10 protein-coding genes are annotated in these 18,609 nt (G+C 69.1%); 5 read left to right on the top strand and 5 right to left on the bottom strand.

Annotated elements, in window-relative coordinates; translation table 11 throughout:
* The 3 genes from uxaC to ACEJ41_RS12400 form a co-directional block, all read right to left on the bottom strand.
* Complete coding sequence (uxaC, locus tag ACEJ41_RS12410) at positions 1-1,428, bottom strand: glucuronate isomerase (protein WP_374012569.1); 1,428 nt, start codon at positions 1,426-1,428, stop codon at positions 1-3.
* Between the two features lie 105 nt (positions 1,429-1,533).
* Positions 1,534-4,404: a glycosyl hydrolase 115 family protein gene (locus ACEJ41_RS12405; RefSeq protein WP_374012568.1), complete on the bottom strand. Its 2,871-nt coding sequence runs from the start codon at positions 4,402-4,404 to the stop codon at positions 1,534-1,536.
* 80 nt (positions 4,405-4,484) lie between these two features.
* Complete coding sequence (locus ACEJ41_RS12400; RefSeq protein ID WP_374012567.1) at positions 4,485-5,765, bottom strand: MFS transporter; 1,281 nt, start codon at positions 5,763-5,765, stop codon at positions 4,485-4,487.
* Positions 5,766-6,179: 414 nt separating this feature from the next.
* On the opposite strand from ACEJ41_RS12400, the gene ACEJ41_RS12395 reads away from it, so the two are divergent.
* The 4 genes from ACEJ41_RS12395 to ACEJ41_RS12380 all read left to right on the top strand — a co-directional run bounded on the left by ACEJ41_RS12395 (position 6,180) and on the right by ACEJ41_RS12380 (position 12,774).
* Positions 6,180-9,065: a TonB-dependent receptor gene (locus ACEJ41_RS12395; RefSeq protein ID WP_374012566.1), complete on the top strand. Its 2,886-nt coding sequence runs from the start codon at positions 6,180-6,182 to the stop codon at positions 9,063-9,065.
* 334 nt (positions 9,066-9,399) lie between these two features.
* A complete protein-coding gene (locus ACEJ41_RS12390) occupies positions 9,400-10,878 on the top strand; it encodes an MFS transporter (RefSeq protein ID WP_374012565.1) in 1,479 nt (492 codons plus the stop codon).
* A gap of 41 nt (positions 10,879-10,919) precedes the next feature.
* On the top strand, positions 10,920-11,942 hold the full coding sequence (locus ACEJ41_RS12385; protein ID WP_374012564.1) for a glycoside hydrolase family 43 protein: 1,023 nt from the start codon (positions 10,920-10,922) through the stop codon (positions 11,940-11,942).
* Positions 11,932-12,774, top strand: coding sequence for an aldose 1-epimerase (locus ACEJ41_RS12380; RefSeq protein ID WP_374012563.1), 843 nt, complete (start codon positions 11,932-11,934; stop codon positions 12,772-12,774). Before ACEJ41_RS12385 ends, ACEJ41_RS12380 begins: the two co-directional genes overlap by 11 nt.
* A gap of 30 nt (positions 12,775-12,804) precedes the next feature.
* On the opposite strand, the gene ACEJ41_RS12375 is transcribed toward ACEJ41_RS12380, so the two are convergent.
* A complete protein-coding gene (locus ACEJ41_RS12375) occupies positions 12,805-14,826 on the bottom strand; it encodes a UvrD-helicase domain-containing protein (protein WP_374012562.1) in 2,022 nt (673 codons plus the stop codon).
* Positions 14,827-14,932: 106 nt separating this feature from the next.
* Here ACEJ41_RS12375 and ACEJ41_RS12370 point away from each other — a divergent pair, with 106 nt between their 5' ends.
* Positions 14,933-16,927 carry a TonB-dependent receptor plug domain-containing protein gene (locus ACEJ41_RS12370; protein ID WP_374012561.1) on the top strand — a complete coding sequence of 665 codons (1,995 nt, stop codon included), beginning with the start codon at positions 14,933-14,935 and terminating at the stop codon, positions 16,925-16,927.
* A gap of 19 nt (positions 16,928-16,946) precedes the next feature.
* On the opposite strand, the gene ACEJ41_RS12365 is transcribed toward ACEJ41_RS12370, so the two are convergent.
* Positions 16,947-18,536, bottom strand: coding sequence for a glucan biosynthesis protein (locus tag ACEJ41_RS12365; RefSeq protein WP_374012560.1), 1,590 nt, complete (start codon positions 18,534-18,536; stop codon positions 16,947-16,949).
* Between the last annotated feature and the right edge of the window lie 73 nt (positions 18,537-18,609).

The raw sequence follows: 18,609 nt of genomic DNA, 5'->3' as shown, positions 1-18,609 counted from the left end.
TCACAGGCGGTATGCCTCCTTCGGCAGGCGGTAGGCCAGGTCGGTGGCGACCTCGGCGGCCTCGTCCTCGTCGATGCGGTGTTCGGCCACGAGCTTGGCCAGCACCGCGCAATCGATGCGGCGGGCCACGTCGTGGCGTGCAGGGATGGACAGGAACGCGCGGGTGTCGTCGTTGAAGCCGACGGTGTTGTAGAAGCCTGCCGTGCTCAGGGTCTGCTCGCGGAAGCGCCACATGCCTTCGGGCGCATCGTGGAACCACCATGCCGGGCCCAGCAGCAGGCACGGCCAGTGCCCGGCCAGCGGCGCCAGCTCGCGCGCGTAGGTGCTCTCGTCCAGGGTGAACAGGATCAGGCGGAAGTCCGGTGCGTTGCCGAAGCGGTCCAGCAGCGGCTTGAGCGCATGCACGTACTCGGTGCGCACGGGGATGTCGGCACCCTTGTCGCGGCCGTGGCGTTCGTACAGGCCGCGGTTGTGGTTGCGGAAGCAGCCCGGGTGGATCTGCATCACCAGGCCATCGTCCAGGCTCATTGCCGCCATCTCGGTCAGCATCTGCGCGCGGAACAGCTCGGCATCGGCCGCATCGAAACGGCCGCCCACGATCCTGCCGAACAGCGCCCGCGCCTGCGCCGGGGCCAGGTCGGCGGTGGCGCAGCTGGGGTGGCCGTGGTCGGTCGAGGTCGCCCCCATCTGCTTGAAGAACGCGCGCCGGTTGCGGTGCGCACGCAGGTAGCCGTCCCAGTCGTGCACGTCCTCGCCGGTAAGCTGGCCGAAGCGCTCCAGCGCCGACGCGAATTTCCCGTGCTCGGGGTCGATCACCGGGTCGGGACGATAGGCGGTGACCACGCGCCCGGACCACCCGCTGTCGCGGATTGCCTGGTGGTGCCGCAGGCTGTCCAGCGGGCCTTCGGTGGTGGCGATGACCTCGATGTTGAAGCGTTCGAACAGGGCGCGCGGGCGGAAGGCCGGGGTCTGCAGCGCCTCGGTGATGGTGTCGTAGTAGTGGTCGGCGGTGCCGGCGTCCAGGCGCACGCGCAGGCCGAACACCTCATGGAACACATGGTTGAGCCACAACGACGAAGGTGTGCCGCGGAACAGGTGGACGTTGCGTGCGAACAGCCGCCACGCCTCGCGCGGGTCGACCTGCGCGCGCGTGCCATCCGCGCGCGGGATGCCCAGTGCATCCAGCGCGATGCCCTGGCTGTAGAGCATGCGGAACACGTAGTGGTCCGGCACCAGCAGCAGCTCGGTGGCGTTGGCGAACGGGGCGTCGGTGGCCCACCACGACGGATCGGTGTGGCCGTGCGGGCTGATGATGGGCAGCGCGGCGACCTGCGCGTACAGGCGTTGCGCGACCGCACGCTGGGTCGGGTCGGAGGGGAACAGCCGGTCCTGGTGGAGGACCAGCGGGCGGGATGTCGCGTTCAGCATGAAGTTTCAATTCCTGGGACAGGGCGGGCCTGTCGACCCGCGCGAGGCGTGGCGGCTCGGCGCCGCACACTTGGGCGCTTTTCAGCGCCGCACACTTGGCGGCATTCAGCGCCGCGCACTTTCCACCGGGCCGAGGGTACCGCGTGGATGCGGGTCCCTTGCCACCTCGATGCGCTGGAACACCAGCCCCGGATCGACCAGCCACAGCTTCACCGTGTTGGCACCGGCGCGCACGTGGTGGCGCGAGCGGGCGATGTGGGCGTTGTCGATCACCGCCGCTTCCCAGGCGGTGAAGTCGCGGTCGCCGGGGGTGGGGTCCAGGCGCACGTTGACCAGTTGCGGCTCCTCGTCGCCAATGGAGAGTGCGTAGCGCAGGCCGCCGCGGTGGCGGATGTCCAGGGTCGGCGACACCAGCACCCGCACCTCCACTTCGCCGTCGGCATCCATCACCAGCGGGTACTCCAGGCGCGCGCTGTCGCCGCCGGGCACCAGTGGCCCACCCGTGGCCGGCCAGGCGGTGACTGCCGACAGGGTGCGGCCCAGGTTCGGGATCACCTGCCACTGGCCGCCCGGCGGGGCGATGGCGCGGCTGTGGTGCTCGGCCTCGATCGCCACCACGCCGTTGCCCTCGACGAAGCCGCGCACGCCGCGATGGGCGGGCGGCTTGTTCACCGGCACCGCCACGTACACCTCGGTCCAGTCCTTGCCGCGGATGGACACCTGGCCCTGGTGCCGGCCTTCGGGCAGCGCATCCCAGTCCACCTGCAACTGCAGCGCTTGCGCATCGGTCACCTCGCCGGAGGCCGGCGACACCTTCAGCCACGGCGTGCGGCTGGTGGCGGTGAATGCGATCGGCGCCTGGCCGCGGTTGAACACCACCACCTCGCGCGTGGGCGCGGCCACCGGGTCCAGCTCGGGCAGGCGCGGGCCGCGCAGCAGTGCCGGATACGCGTTGGCATCGCCTTCGATCGCCACGCCGGTCACGCCCTGTTCCGGCGCATCCACGCTGGCCAGCGCCGGCAGGATGTTGCGCGGCGGCGACTGCCAGTGGGTATAGCCGATGCGCGGCTGGCTCATCATGTGCACCCACTTGCCGTCGGCGATGTCCTGCTCGTACACGCGCTGCAACGCGGCGTCGCGCGCGAACAGGGTGCGTGCGCGGTCGGCCCAGGCATTGGCCGATGCGCGGCCCTGCGCCGCATACAGCCGGTTGCGTGCAACGGCCACGTACAGGTGGTTGAGGTTGGCGCTGGCCAGCACCGGGTATTCGATCAACTGGTACCAGGCATCGCGCTGGCGGGTCGGGATCTTCGCCGCCATGGCCTGCGTGCGCTCCACCAGCGCGTCCCATTCGGCCAGTACGCGCTCGGCTTCGCGGTCGTGCACCAGGCTCCAGGTGGCCGCGTCGATCAGCTCCGGCTTGCGCCGCGCGTTGAGCCGGGTGTAGTCGCTGGCCAGCGCGCCGATGGTGGCGGCATGCTCGGCGCCGAACTGCTCGGCCGCCCACCTGGCCGGGTACTGCTTCACCCACTCCAGGTCGGCCGCGTCCGGGTCCCAGGCCTGGTCCAGGAACGCGCTGATCGGCAGTTCCTGCGGCTTGATGTCGCCCACGTTGACCACCCACAGCCGCTCCACGCCGTGGGCCCAGGCCAGGCGCATCTGCTCCCAGGCGCGCTCGACCTGGGTGGTGTTGATCCACTTGTAGTTGCGCGGGCCGCCGACGTAGTCGAAGTGGTAGTACACGCCGTAGCCGCCGGGGCGCGTGTCGGCCGGGTCGGGCAGGCGCCGGATGTTGCCCCAGTTGTCATCGGCAAACAGCAGGGTGACATCGTCGGGCACGCGCATGCCCTTGTCGTAGTAGTCCTGCACCTCCTTGTACAGCGCCCACACCTGCGGGGTCTGCTCGACCGGCTTGCCGGTGACCTGGCCGATGATCGCGCGCTGGTCGGCCACGATCTTCTCCAGCAGCGCGGTGGCGGTCTGCTCGCTCATCGGCTCGTCGCCGTCGCCGCGCATGCCCAGGGTGACCACCGCCTCGCGGCCCTGCAGCCGCTGCATGCCGCCGCGCCAGAACTCCTGCAGCACCTTGCTGTTGGTCGCGTAGTCCCAGCGCCCGCTGCCGTGGCGCGACCACTCGTCGTGGGCGCGCATCATCGGCTCGTGGTGGCTGGTGCCGATCACCACGCCGTAGGCGTCGGCGACTTCGGCGTTCTTCGGGTCGTCGTCGTAGAACGCGCGCGGCAGCCACATCGCCGGCCACAGGTAGTTGGCCTTGTGGCGCAGGATCAGCTGGAACACGCGCTCGTAGAACTGGTGGTTGGTGCCGCCGAAGGTGGCGCGGCTCCAGCCGCCCAGCGCGGGCTCCTCGTCGTTGATGAAGATGCCGCGGTAGCGCACCTTCGGTGCATCGATGAAGCGGCCGGGTGCGATGTGCAGGTTGGCGCGCTGCGCCGGGGCGACGTCGGCCCACCAGGTCCACGGCGACACCCCGATGCGGCGCGACAGTTCGTACAGGCCGAACGCGGTGCCGCGCCGGTCGGCACCGACCACCACCAGGGCACGGTCGATGCCCGGCTCCGGCGTGTCGACCACCTGCAGCAGGTAGGCCTCCCAGGTGCCCTCGACACCAGCGGTATCGATGGCCTTGTCGCGCACGATGCGGTCGATGCGCGCGCTGTGGCCCAGGGTGCCGGCGATGATGGCGGTGCGCGGTTGGCCATCGGCCGGTGCGCCGCCGGCGACCGCGGCCAGGTCGCCACGCAGGGCGTCGGCGGCAAGGTGCACGGCCGCGAAATCCGCGCTGTCCACCAGCACCTGCACCGGCGTGCCACGCTCGATCAGGGCCAGGGCGTTGCCGCCTGCCTGCTCGCACACCGCGGCGGGCGCACGGCAGTCGGTCGCCGCCGAGGCCACGCACGGCAGCGCAGCAAGCAGGCAAAGCAGCGGGACCATCAATGGGAAGCGCGGGCGATTCATCGTGTACTGTCCTCGTGCCGGCGCGTTGCCGCGCCGGGTTTGCATAAAGCGCCCGGGGCCGGCAGGCCGCGGCGCCAGACTCAGTTGCGGGGGTCCAGCTGCGCCGGTTGCAGCCGTGGCGCGAGCAGGTGGATGACAAGCAGCGCCGCCAGGTAGGCACCGCCGGCCATGATGAACATCGCCGCGTAGCTGCCGGTGCTCTGGCGCAGCCAGCCGGCGCCGAGGTTCATGAAGAAGCCGCCCATCGCGCCGGCGAAACCGCCGATGCCGACCACCGAAGCAACCGCGGCGCGCGGAAACATGTCGGAGGTCAGCGTGAACAGGTTGGCCGAGAAGCCCTGGTGCGCGGCCGCCGCCAGCCCGATCAGCCACACCGCGACCCACTGGCCTTCGACGTGCGGGGCAAACACCACCGGCAGTATGCACAGCGCGCAGACCAGCATGGCGGTCTTGCGTGCGGCGTTGACGCTCCAGCCGCGCTTCATCAGGAACGAGCTGAACCAGCCGCCGCCCACCGATCCGACATCGGCCAGCAGGAACACGGTGACCATGGGCAGGCCGATGGTGCGCAGGTCCACGCCGAAGCGGTCGGCCATGAACATCGGGAACCAGAACAGGTAGAACCACCACACCGAATCGCTCAGGAACTTGCCTGCGGTGAATGCCCAGGTCTGGCGCAAGCGCAGCAGCTGCAGCCACGAGGCCTTGACCGGCGCGTCGGGCGTATCGCTGTTGATCAGCGCCAGCTCGGCCGGCGACACCTTGGGATGTTCGGCAGGCCGGCGGTACACGGGCAACCAGAACGCCAGCCACACCAGTCCCGCCAGGCCGGTGGCGACGAACGCCGTGCGCCAGCCCCAGGTCAGCGCCAGCCACGGCACCAACAGGGGCGCCACGATCGCGCCGATGTTGGAGCCGGCGTTGAACACCCCCGTGGCAAACGCGCGCTCGCGCTTGGGGAACCATTCGGCCACGGTCTTGATGGCCGCGGGGAAGTTGCCCGATTCGCCCAGGCCCAGCGCGAAGCGGGCAAGGCTGAAACCGACCACCGACTTGGCCAGCGCGTGCGCGGCGGCCGCCAGCGACCACACGGTCAGGTACACGCTGTAGCCAACCCGGGTGCCGACCCGGTCGATGAACCAGCCGGCCAGCAGGAAGCCGATGGCGTAGGCCAGGGTGAACGCGGCGCTGATGACGCCGTAGTCCTGCTGGCTCCAGCCGAACTCCGCCGACAGCGTGGGCGCCAGCACGCCAAGCACGGCGCGGTCGACGTAGTTGATCGTGGTGGCGAAGAACAGCAGGGCGCAGATGACCCAGCGGTAACGGCTCACCCGGCCGGCCTGCACGGGGCTGGCGCTCACGGATTGTCTCCCGGGGTCAATTCGATGGTGCGATGCAGTAACGCCTTTTGGTTATTGCCCTGCAACATTTTCTGCCCCTCCCCGGAGCTGGCTGATCAGCCTGGACTGGTATCTGTAACACAGCTACATCGCACATAAAACCCTATTACCGCTAGGCAATTTCAATATGGCAGCGCTGTCATTCCCGCGCCCGCAGACGCGCCGCGATGAAGCGATCGCCGCCGCCATCGCCTGTTCATCCTTTCCTCCTTGCGCGTCTCGGAATGGCGAAGCTACCATCCGCCCACCTGCCGGATGTCCATCGGTGGTCATTTTGCGGGGGAGCCTGCATTCGCTGTCAATCGTGAACAACCAACCGAGACATCGCGGCCTTCCAAGAACGCCCGATGCACAACAGAACTGGAGGGGAGTACGGTGGAAAAGAAGCTTTGCAAGACCGAACTTGCGCGCGCCCTGGGGGCGATCTGCCTGGCCATGGCCAGTACCGCAGTAGTGGCGCAGGAGGCGGCTCCGCCCGTCGACGCGACCGAGCTGGACCAGGTGGTGGTCCGCGGGTTCCGCCAGAGCCTGCAGTACTCCACCGAGGCCAAGCGTGATGCAACCGGCTTCACCGACTCGATCTTCTCCGAGGACATCGGCAAGTTCCCCGACCTGAACATCGCCGAGTCGCTCAACCGCATTCCGGGCATCCAGCTTGATCGCGACGTCAACGGCGAAGGCCTGAACGTCGCCATCCGCGGACTGCCCAGCAGTTTCACCAAGACCCTGATCAACGGCGGCGATGCGTACACCGCTTCGATCGGCTTGAACCGCGGCAACCAGAACCGCGAAGTGGACCTGAACCTGTTCCCCACCGAGTTCTTCAACAAGCTCACGGTGTACAAGTCGCCGCAGGCCAGCCTGCCCGAAGGCGGCATCTCCGGCGTGGTCGACATGCGCAGCGTGCGTCCGTTCGACCTGGGCACCCGGGTGAGCTACTCGGCGCAACTGGACCACAACAGCATCGGCAGCAAGATCAGCCCGCGGGGTTCGCTGATCGGCAGCTGGGTCAGCGAGTCGGGCGAGTTCGGCGCCCTGGTCGGCGTGTCCTCGGTGCGCACCAAGCTGTCGGTACGCGGCTGGGAGTCGGTGGGCTGGATGAACCCCAACCTCAACTACACCCAGTGCGGCCTGACCCCGCCTGCCGGCGTGGATCCGCTCAACAGCCGCCCGGGCGCCTGCAACCCGGGTGGCGGCGGTAGCCTGCAGATGCCCAACGCTGTGCCGGACAATGCCTCGACCATCGCGGCCGGATTGACACCGGGGGACGTAATCGATGCCGACTGGCTGCAGGCGCAGAATCCGGGGCTGAGCATGACCCAGATTTCCGAGGCCCTGTTCCCGCGCCTTGGCCGTCCCGTGGACATGTCCGGCGAACGCGACCGTGACGCGATCGTGGCCTCGTTCGAGTGGCGTCCCAGCGACAATGCGCATTACTACCTGGATGCGCTGTACTCCACCGCCGAGTACACCAACAGCCGCATCGACATGAACCTGGTGGGCCGTACCTTCGGGCCCAGCGGCTTCCTCCCGATGAACATGCAGCTGGATTCCAACAACGTGGTCACCAGCGCGACCCTGACCAATGCCCAGTTCTTCCTGGAGGCCCGTCCGTACCACGACGAGGTCCAGTACTGGAACGTCAACCCGGGAGCGACCTTCTGGTTCGGACAGGACCAGGGCGTGCGCCTGGACCTGCAGGGCACCTGGAGCCGCAGCTGGTTCTTCCGCGAGTCGCCCACCATCCTGGTGACCTCGCCCTTCACCACCGTGGAGTACACCAACAACGGCCAGCCGACCTGGACCACCGGAGGCCTGGACCTCAATGATCCCAATGCCGGCTGGAGCTTCGCCGGCGGCCGGGTCAACCTCAACAACGAGAAGCGGGTGACCGAGGCCGGGCGCATGAAGGCCGACCTGCAGTTCGGCGATGACCGCAACAACATCAAGCTCGGCGTGGCCTACGACAACTTCCGCCGCACCATCGTCGGCTTCGACAACAGCAGTGCGTGGCAGGCCAACGTGCTGGCGCAGGTGTCCACGGCCGACCTGCCCGGCTACCTGCGTCCGGGCCCGCATGGCTTCATCACCGCCAACTACTCGGACTTCTTCCGCGACACCGACTACCAGACCTACTTCGACAATGCGCCGGAGGTGAACACTTCCGCATCGGTGGGCGCGGCTTCCGGCGGCGTGGAAGAAACCAACCTGGCGGCGTACCTGGAAGTCAACGGCACCAGCGACATCTGGGGCCGCGAACTGCGCTACAACGCCGGCGTGCGCTGGGTCGAGACCGACCAGACCATCAGCGGCCCGGTCACCCTGGGCGGGGTGCGCCAGTGGCAGGAACTGGATGGCAAGTACAACGAATGGCTGCCGTCCTTCAGCGCCGCCTGGGACGTGGCCGACGATGTCGTGCTGCGCATGTCCGCCTCGCGCACCCTGACCCGCCCGAACCCGCGTTCGATGCTGCCGGCGACCACCTTCTCCGATCCGTCGGCCGAGATCGCCAACCAGGGCAACCCGAACCTGAGCCCGTACCTGTCGACCAACTTCGACTTCGGCGCCGAGTGGTACACCGGAAACGAAGGCATGGTTGCGTTGAGCCTGTTCAACAAGCGGGTCGAAGGCTACACCTACGAAGGCATCAACCGCCTGCCGTTCAGCCGCCTGGGCATCCCGCTCAGCGCACTGACCGACGGCCAGCGTGCCGCGCTGGAGGCCAATGGCGGCATGGACGCGCTGATCGGTGTGCGCCAGCAGGTCAATGCCAACGCCACTCTGGACATCAAGGGCTGGGAGGCGATCTGGGTACAGCCGCTGGGCTTCGTGTTCGACGGCCTGGGCTTCATGGCCAACTACACCCACATCGACCTGGAGGCGGTGGGCCAGGAGTCCGAGCAGCTGTCCGGAAACCTCTTCGGCATCGCTCCGGTGATGTGGAACACCACCCTGTATTGGGAGAAGAACGATGCCGCAGTGCGCCTGTCGTACAACTGGACCGAAGGCTCGGCCCAGCGTGCGGTCGGCAACAACGAAGGCGGCATCACCTACGGCCAGTTCTTCGGCCGGGATCGCGGGCAGCTGGACCTGTCGGCCAGCTACACCTTCCGCAACCTGGTGACCAAGCCGCAGCTGACCCTCAATGTCATCAACATCACCGACGAGAAGATCAGCAATTACCTCTCGTTCGAGAACGTACCCGGCGATATCTACGAGCCGGGCGTGACCGTGATGCTGGGGGTTCGCGGCAGCTTCTGACGGTGACCCATGCCCGGCGGTGCCGCCGGGCATGTTGCAAAGCAGCAGCACGCGGCCCGTCCGACGCCTGGAGTCGGGCGGGCCGCACTGCGTTTATGGCTGCCGAATCCCCGTGCCGCGGGGCCTGCGCCAGCGGCGGGTGCGGGCCCGGATGCCGGCGCCCGGGAGCAGCCTGTGATGGCGGCCGTGCGGGTACCGGTTTCGGGTATGCTCTGGCGATGATAGCGGTAACCCGTATTGCCCGGCCTTCAGCGCCGGAGCAGGAACCAGTACAAAGCAGCTGCTGGCGCGATGCCAGCGACCATCAACAGCATCAAGCCGGGGCGGGGACAATATGAGCAGCAGCGGAATCCTTACCGTACGCGAGAAGGTGGGCTACAGCCTGGGCGACCTGGCGGCCAACCTGATCTTCCAGACGCTGATGACGTTCCTGGCGTACTTCTACACGGACATCTACCGGATTCCGGCAGCGACCGCGGCCACCATCATCTTCGTGGTCGGCATGCTCGGCGCATTCGTGTTCACCCCGCTGGTGGCGGTGCTGGCCGATCGCACCAACACCCGCTGGGGCAAGTTCCGGCCATGGGTGCTGTGGACCGCGGTGCCGTTCGGCGTGCTGTCCCTGCTTGCCTTCAGCACGCCGGACCTCGGCCCGCAGGGCAAGGTGTTCTACGCGGCGGCCACCTACACCCTGCTGTTGCTGGTATACGCGGCCAACAACCTGCCGTATGCCGCCCTCAGTGGTGTGCTCACCGGCAACATGGCCGAGCGCAACAGCCTGTCGGCCTACCGCTTCGTGGCGGTGATGGTGGCCCAATTGGCCGTGCAGTCGGCACTGCTGCCGCTGGTGATGATCCTGGGCGACGGCGACCGGGTACAGGGCTTCCAGAACACCATGTTGCTGTTCGCGGTGGTGGGCTCGGTGTTCTTCCTGATCACCTTCTTCACCACGCGCGAGCGGGTGGTGCCGGCGCCGGAGCAGAAGTCCACCCTGCGCCAGGACCTGGCCGACCTGGTCGCGAACCGTCCCTGGCTGGTGCTGCTGGTGGCGACCATCCTGGTGTTCACCACCCTGGCGCTCAAGAGCGGTACCTACGTCTATTACTTCGAGTACTACCTGGACGAGCCGGCGATGGCCGGCTTCCTGGACCAGATCGGCTTCAACGCCATGCTCGGCGGAATCAACGCGGCGATCATGGGCATGGGCCTGGCCGGCTTCCAGCTTCCGGAGGACGCCACCACCTCGGCCTTCGGCCTGTTCAACGCCAGCGGCATCATCCTGATGGTGGTGGGCATCGCCTTCTCCAAGGCGCTGGCAGACCGCTTCGGCAAGCGCGACGTGTACGCCGTGTTCCTGCTGATCTCTACCCTGTTCATGCTGGCGTTCTACGTGATCCCGCCGGACCGCATCGCCTGGGTGTTCGGGGCGCAGATCCTGCATGGCTTCTTCTACGGCATCACCATCCCGCTGCTGTGGGCGATGGTGGCCGACGTGGCCGACTATTCGGAGTGGAAGAACAACCGCCGCGCCACCGCCATCATCTTCTCGGCCATCCTGTGCGGGCTGAAGGTGGGCGTGAGCGTGGGCGGCGCGCTGGTGGCCGGCATCCTCGCCCACCACGGCTACAACGCCGACCTGGACGTCCAGGCGCCGCAGACGGTCGACGGCATCCGCCTGTCGGTGAGCCTGTATTGCTCGCTGCCGTTCCTGGCCACGGTGGCCCTGATGTTCTTCTACAAGATCAACAAGCCCATGGAGTCGCGCATCGAGCGTGAGCTGGCCGAGCGCCGCGCCGGCCGTGCCGCCGCCTGAGCACTCCGCAGTACGCAACACGCAACAAGGGAATCAAAGCAATGGCAGATCGTGAGTACACCGAGGCGGAACTGAAGGCGCTGGCCGACAAGGCCATCTCCCCCCGCCCGCTGGTGACCGACATCTATACCGCCGACCCGTCGGCGCACGTGTTCGAGGGCAAGATCTACATCTATCCCTCGCATGACATCGAGGTCGGCGCCGCCTTCGACGACGACGGCGGCCACTTCCAGATGGAGGACTACCACGTCCTGCGCCAGGATTCGCCCGACGCCCCGGCGGTGGACTGCGGCGTGGCCCTGCACGTCAAGGACGTGCCGTGGGCGCAAAAGCAGATGTGGGCGCCCGACGCGGCGACGAAGGACGGCAAGTACTACCTGTACTTCCCGGCCAAGCGCGCCGACGGCATCTTCCAGATCGGCGTGGCCGTGGGCGATCGGCCGGAAGGCCCGTTCAAGGCCGAGCCGCAGCCGATCGAGGGCAGCTATTCGATCGACCCGGCCGTGTTCGCCGACGATGACGGGCAGTACTACATGTACTTCGGCGGCATCTGGGGCGGCCAGCTGCAGAAGTACCGCGACAACCGCCATGACGCCGCGAACGAGGAGCCCGCGCCGGACCAGCCGGCCCTGGGCGCGCGCATGGCGCGCATGACGCCGGACATGAAGCAGTTCGCCGAGGCCCCGCGCGAGGTGCTGATCCTGGACGAGCACGGCAAGCCGCTGCTGGCCGGCGACACCGAGCGCCGCTTCTTCGAGGCCGCCTGGGTGCACAAGTACCAGGGCCGCTACTACCTCACCTATTCCACCGGCGATACCCACCTGCTGTGCTGGGCCACCGCGGACAATCCGTATGGGCCGTTCACCTATGGCGGGGTGATCCTGACCCCGGTGGTCGGCTGGACCACGCATCACTCGGTGCTCGAGTTCGGCGGCAAGTGGTGGCTGTACTACCACGACTCGATCCTGTCCGGCGGCGTCACCCACCTGCGTTCGGCCAAGGTCGCGCAACTGCGCTACGACGACCAGGGCCGGATCATCACCATGGACCCCTATGGCCGTTGATGGCGTGCGGGTGGAGGCCATCGATCCGACAGCGCCGATGGCGCCGGGGCCGTTGCTGACCCTGGCCGACGGCGCGCTGTCGGTGGACATCGCGCCGCAGGCCGGTGGCCGCATCGCGCAGATCCGCGTCGATGGCGTGGAGCAGCTGGTCGGTTACGGCGAGCACGGCTCCACCGCGGCCATCGCCTGGGGCAGTTATCCGATGGTGCCGTGGTGCGGGCGCATCCGCGCCGGCCGCTTCCGCTTCGACGGGCAGGACCATGCGGTGCCGGTGAACCTTGGGCCGCACGCCATCCACGGCACGGGCTTCCTGCTGCAGTGGCAGGTGAGCGCGCAGGCGCCGCAGCAGGTGGACCTGGAACTGACCCTGCCGCGTGATCGGCGCTGGCCGTTCGGCGGCCTGGCGCGCCAGCGCATCAGCGTGGACGGGCGACGCCTGGTGATGATGCTGTCGCTCACCGCGACCGACAGTGCGATGCCGGCGACCCTGGGCTGGCATCCGTGGTTCCGCAAGCCCGAGCGGCTGGAGTTCCAGCCCGAGGCGATGTACCCGCGCGACGCCGACGGCATGACCCTGCTGCCCGCCGGCCCGGTGGGGCCGCAGCCGTGGGACGACTGCTTCATCAACCGCCGCCCGGTGGTGCTGCATCGCCAGGGCCAGCGCGTCGTGCTTGAATCCGGATGCAGCGACTGGGTGGTCTACGACGAGCCGGCCTTCGCCACCTGCGTGGAGCCGCAGACCGGCCCGCCGGATGCATTCAACCTGGATCCGGCATGCCGCCTGGAGGCGGGGCAGACCCGCTCGGCGGTGTACACGATGACCTGGGATTGAGTGCCGTCCCGGCGCCGATGCCGGGGCGGGTCAGTTCTCCAGCAATGCCTGGATCGCGGCGAAACTGGCGTTGGCGCGCTCCTTCTTCGCCGCCGCGTCGGCCACCGGGTCGGCACCGTCGCGCTGCAGTTCGGTGGCCGGCAACTCGTCGAGGAAGCGGCTGGGCTTGAGCCGCACCTTCTCGCGGAAACGCCGGGTCTCGCGGCTGTAGCTGAGCCACAGCCGGGTCTTGGCGCGGGTGATGCCCACGTACATCAGCCGGCGCTCCTCTTCCAGCGAGCCTTCCTCCAGCGCGGCTTCGTGCGGCAGGGTGCCGTCCTCGCAGCCGATGATGAACACGTAACCGAATTCCAGGCCCTTGGCGCCGTGCAGGCTCATCAGCCGCACCTGGTTGCCGCCATCGTCCTTGTCGTTGCGCGACAGCAGGGCCAGTTGCGCGGCCAGGTCGCCGGCGCTGGCGCCGCGCGGACCGCCTTCGAACCATTCGGCCAGCTCGTCCAGGTTGGCGCGGCGCCGCTGGAACGAGGCCTCGTCCTTGCACTGGGCGCGCAGCTCGGCCAGCAACCCGGACTTTTCTGCCAGGCGCCGGACCAGGTCGGCCGCGCTCAGCTGCGTGGCGGCCTGGCGCAAGTCGGCGATGGCATCGTTGAACGCGCCCAGGCCATTGGCGGCGCGCGGCGGCAGTTGCTGCAACGCGCCCATCGCCTGTGCCGCCCGCGACATCGGCATGTGCTTGCCGGCGGCCAGTTCGGCCAGCCGCGCCAGCGAGGTGGCACCAACCTCGCGCCGCGGCGACTGCACCGCGCGCAGGAATGCGGCATCGTCGTCCGGGTTGGCGATCACCCGCAGCCAGGCCAGCGCGTCCTTCACTTCCTGCCGTTCCAGGAATGCGGTGCCGCCACTGAGGTGGTAGGGCACGCGCAGCAGCTGCAGCGCCTTTTCCAGCGGCCGCGACTGGTGGTTGCCGCGGAACAGGATGCAGAACTCGCTCCACGGCACCTGCTTTGATTCATGCAGGAAGGCGATCTCGGCGGCGACCTTCTCCGCCTCGTGCTCGCCATCGCGGCACTCCCACACGCGGATGCGCTCGCCGTCGGCCTGCTCGCTCCACAGCGTCTTCAGGTGCTGGTGCGGGTTGCGCGCGATCAGCGCATTGGCCGCGCGCAGCACCCGGTTGGAACAGCGGTAGTTCTGTTCCAGCTTGACCACCTGCAGGGCCGGGTAGTCGCGCTCCATCTGCTGCAGGTTTTCCGGGTTGGCGCCGCGCCAGGCATAGATGCTCTGGTCGTCGTCGCCCACGCAGGTGAAGTTGCCCTGCGGCCCGGCGATGGCCTTGAGCAGGCGGTACTGGGCGTCATTGGTGTCCTGGCACTCGTCCACCAGCAGGTAGCCGATGCGTTCGCGCCAGGCGGCGACGATCGCAGCGTCAGCCTCCAGGATCTGCACCGGAAGCCGGATCAGATCATCGAAGTCCACCGCGTTGAACGCGGCCAGCCGCGCCTGGTAGCGCGCATACAATTTGGCCGCTTCCATCTCGCGGGTGGAGCGTGCGGCGGCCAGTGCCTGCTCCGGCGACAGGCCCGCGTTCTTGGCCCGCGAGATCAGGTTGCGGGTGTCGTCGATGGCGTCGGGCTTGCTGCCGGGCATCAGGTCCTTGACCTGGGCGGCGCTGTCGTCGGCATCGAAGATCGAGAAGCCGCGCTTGAGGCCGGCGGCGGCATGCTCGATCTGCAGGAACTTCAGCCCCAGCGCGTGGAAGGTGCAGATGGTCAGGCCCTCTGCCGCGTCGCCCTTGATCCGCCTGGCCACGCGCTCGCGCATTTCCCTGGCCGACTTGTTGGTGAAGGTGATCGCGGCGATGCGCCGGGCCGGATAGCGGCCACTGCCGACCAGGTGGGCGATCTTCTCCACGATCACCCGGGTCTTGCCGCTGCCGGCACCGGCCAGCACCAGCAGCGGGCCGGAATCGTGCATTACCGCAGCGCGTTGGGGGGAATTGAGCAAGATGGCGGAAGCAGGAAGGGCCGACCGGCATTCTAACCGCCGGCTCATGTCGCGGCCGCCGGTGCGCGCATGGTGCATGGGGCCGGCATCGCCGCGCCGTGCCGGATTGATCTGGGTCACGAGGGCGGCCGTGGCCGGCCCCTAGAATCGGCGCATGAACCGGTTCCGCTTTCTTCCTCGCCCGTCGATGTCGGCGCGCGACACCTCCCGGCGCGGTGTGTCGATGCGCATGGCCATCAAAACCCGCACGCGCGCATGGCCAGCGCTGCTGGCGTTGTGCACCGCCGCCGCGCTGCAGGCGCATGCGCAGGCGCCGGTCGCCGCACCGGCCACCCCGACCACCGAACTGGACACCCTGCAGGTCACCGCCGCGGTCCTGCCCACCGTGGCCGCCGATGCGCGCCAGAACGTGACCGTGCTCGGCCCGGCGCAGTTGCAGGAATGGCGCGGGCGCAGCCTGGCGGAAGTGCTGTCCGCGCAGGCCGGCTTGCTGGTGGACCGTGGCGCACGCGGCGGCGGTTTCGGCGCGCTGCACCTGCGCGGTGCCGACCCCAGCCACGTGGTGGTGCTGGTCGATGGCGTGCGCCAGAACGACCCGCTGTCCTCGCGCGGCAGCGCGGTCGATCTGAACGCCTTGTCGCTGGAGCGGGTGGAGCGCATCGAGATCGTGCGCGGCAGCGCCAGCGTCGCCCAGGCCGAGGTGATGGCCGGGTTGATCCACATCCATACCCGTCGCGCCAGCCCGGGCGCCAGCGCTGGCGTGGCGGTCGGTGGCGACGGACTGCGCGCGGTGCACGCCGGCCTGTCCGGCCACGGCTGGAGCGTGTCGGCCAGCGATCGCAGCGACGGCGATGGCCGCCGCGGCGCGCAGGACGTGCGCGCCTTCGACGCAGGCTGGGAGCGGCACCTGCATCCATCGCTGTCGGTGCGCGCAGGTTTCGGTTACACGCAGGGCCAATCCCGCGGTTTTCCCGACGACAGTGGCGGCCCGCGCCATGCGGTGCTGCGCGAGCTGGACCAGCGCGAGGCAAGCAGCCGCCAGTTCTCGCTGCAGGGTACCTACCGGCCGGCGCGCGGCACCCTGGACCTGCAATGGACCCGCTTGGCGCGCGATGGCGACGAGGATTCCCCGGGCGTGGCCGCCGGCCTGCGCGATCCGTCCGGGCTGCCGGCGCTGGCCGCGCACACCCGCTACCGTCGCGATGCAGTGCAGGCCACCTGGCGGCAGCCGCTCGGAGGCAACAGCGCATTGGCCGCCGGCCTGATGCACCAGGACGAACTGGGGCGCTACGCCGGGCGGATCGACTACGGCTTCTTCCAGGCACCGGTCGCCTTTGCGATGCAGCGCGATACCCGGGCCGCGTTCGCAGAACTGCGCTGGATGCCCGGCGCCTGGACCGTGCAGGCAGGGCTGCGCCACGAGCGCCACCGCGACGATGGCGCCGGCAGCGGGCGCGCCACCCATCCGCTGCTGTCGCTGCAGCGCAAGGTGGGCACGCACGGTGCGCACTGGGGAGCGTCGCTGTCGCGCAGTTCCAGGCCGCCGAGCTTCTATGCGCTGGGCCATCCGCTGGTCGGCAACCCGGGGCTGCGGCCCGAGCGCGCGGCACATCGCGAGCTGTATTACGCGACCGCCGCCGATGCCGCCTGGCCGAGCCGGATCACCCTGTTCAGCGCGCGCTACCGCGACCTGGTGGATTTCGACGGCGGGCCGCCACCGCGCCTGCTCAACCGCGCCCGGATCCAGGCCGACGGCGTGGAGTGGCGCAGCGGCCACCGCTTCGGCAACGACTGGCAGTGGGACCTGGACGGTGCCTGGATGCGGGTGCGCGATCCGCTGGACGGCGTCGCGCTGCGCCATCGGCCGCGCTTGCAGGCCGGCACCCGGCTGGCGTTGCCGCTGCACGGCGGCAATGAGTTGTCGCTGGCGCTGCGCTACCTGGGCCGCCGGTTCGATTCGTCGATCGCCACCGGCGACCAGTGGCTGGCGCCGGTGACCACGCTGGACCTGGCGCTGCGCCGCAGGCTGCGGCAGGCCACCCTGGTGCTTGCGCTGGATGACGCAACCGATGCGCGCGGCGAGGAGCTCATCGGCCTGGATACGCCGGGGCGCAGGCTGCGGCTGTCCCTGCACTGGGACACGCCGTAGGAGCGCCCCGGCCGTCGCCTCAGTACAGCGTGCGCTGCGCCGGCGGCGGCGGGTTCCACTGGTACAGCCAGGTCTCGGTGAGCGCCTGGCCTTCGTGGCGCAGGTACAGGCGCAGGTCGATCTGGGTGGTGGAGTCGTCCGGCGGCACCACGTCGAACATCGCGCGGTAGCCCTGCAGCGGATGCAGTGGCCGCGCGGAGATGGTCTCCAGGGTGCCGCGGCTGGTTTCCACCACCGCCTCGACCGTGGCGTTGCGCGCGGCCAGCCCGGCCAGCGCACCGCCGGCAAAGTCCACCGCGAAGCGCCACGAGAAGTGCTCGCGCTTGCGCCCCACCACGCCGCCCAGCCCGGTGCGCGTGGCCACGCACTCGGCAAGTTGCGGGCGCGCCGGTGGATGCTCGCCCCAGAACAGGCGGTAGCCGAACAGCAGTTCCTGGCCCGGCTCAGGCTTGGCCTGCGGATTCCAGAACGCGACGATGTTGTCGAAAGTCTCGTCCACCGTCGGGATTTCCACCAGCTGCACCGAGCCCTGGCCCCAGCCGTGCTTGGGCTCGACCCACAGGCTCGGGCGCTTCTCGTAGAACACGCCGTCGTCCTGGTAGTGGTCGAAGTTGCGGTCGCGCTGGAGCAGGCCGAAACCGCGCGGGTTGTCGTCGGCAAAGGCGTTGAAGCGCAGGTGCTCGGGGTTGCCCAGCGGCCGCCAGATCCACTCGCCCGCGCCGGTGTGCATGGCCAGGCCATCGCTGTCGTGGATCTCCGCGCGCCAGTCCCAGTCCATGCGCCGATCATTCTCGCCCACCTGGTACATGCTGGTGGCCGGGGCGATGCCCAGCCGCTCGATCCGGGTGCGCGGATACAGCGCCGCATCCACGTCCATCACCAGCGGCTCGCCGCGGGTGAGGGCGAAACGATAGGCGCCGGCCACGCTGGGCGAATCCATCAGCGCATAGACCACCAGCGTGTCCGAACCGGGCTCCGGCTGCTCCAGCCAGAACGCGGTGAACTCGGGGAATTCCTCCGGCCGCGGCATCCCGGTGTCGATTGCCAGGCCGCGCGCGGACAGGCCGTACTGCATGCTCGAACCGACCGCGCGGAAATAGCTGGCGCCCAGGAATGCGGCCCAGTCGCGCTGCAGGTCGTCGGTGGAGCTGAGCCGGAACCCGGCAAAGCCCAGGTCGCGCGGCAGGCGCTTGCCGGCCAGCCCGCTGCGGCCGTAGTCGAACATGCCCGGGTCGTAGGCCAGCTCCTGGGCCTGCCCGTCGGCGACGTTGAACATGCGCACCGGCCGCTTGAAGTACAGGCCCAGGTGGAAGAACCGCGCCTGGAAGCGCGCGCCGGGCACGTCGGCCCACAGCGCGTGGTCCTGGCGGAAGCCGATGGACTGGTACTGGTCCCAGTCCAGCGCGGCCACCGACGCCGGCAACTGGTCGCTGCGCGGCGCGTAGGCGCGTTCGGCCATGGCCCGGGCGTGGCCCTTGAGCCAGGCGTAGTCGAACGGATGGCGGGTGCCCAGCGGCACGGGTGTGGCGTGGGCCTGCAGCAGCGGCAGGGGCAGGCCGGCGGCGGCGAGCGCGGCGGCGGCGCGGGTCAGGAACTGGCGTCGATGCATGGGGACGGGGCGTGGTGACGTGTCGCGCGCATCATAAGCATCCGCAGGCTGCTTGCCCGTGGACGCCGGCGAG

This window comes from Pseudoxanthomonas koreensis (assembly GCF_041890415.1).
In the GTDB taxonomy this organism is placed as follows: domain Bacteria; phylum Pseudomonadota; class Gammaproteobacteria; order Xanthomonadales; family Xanthomonadaceae; genus Pseudoxanthomonas; species Pseudoxanthomonas koreensis_A.
This window is presented reverse-complemented; position numbering and strand designations above follow the sequence as displayed.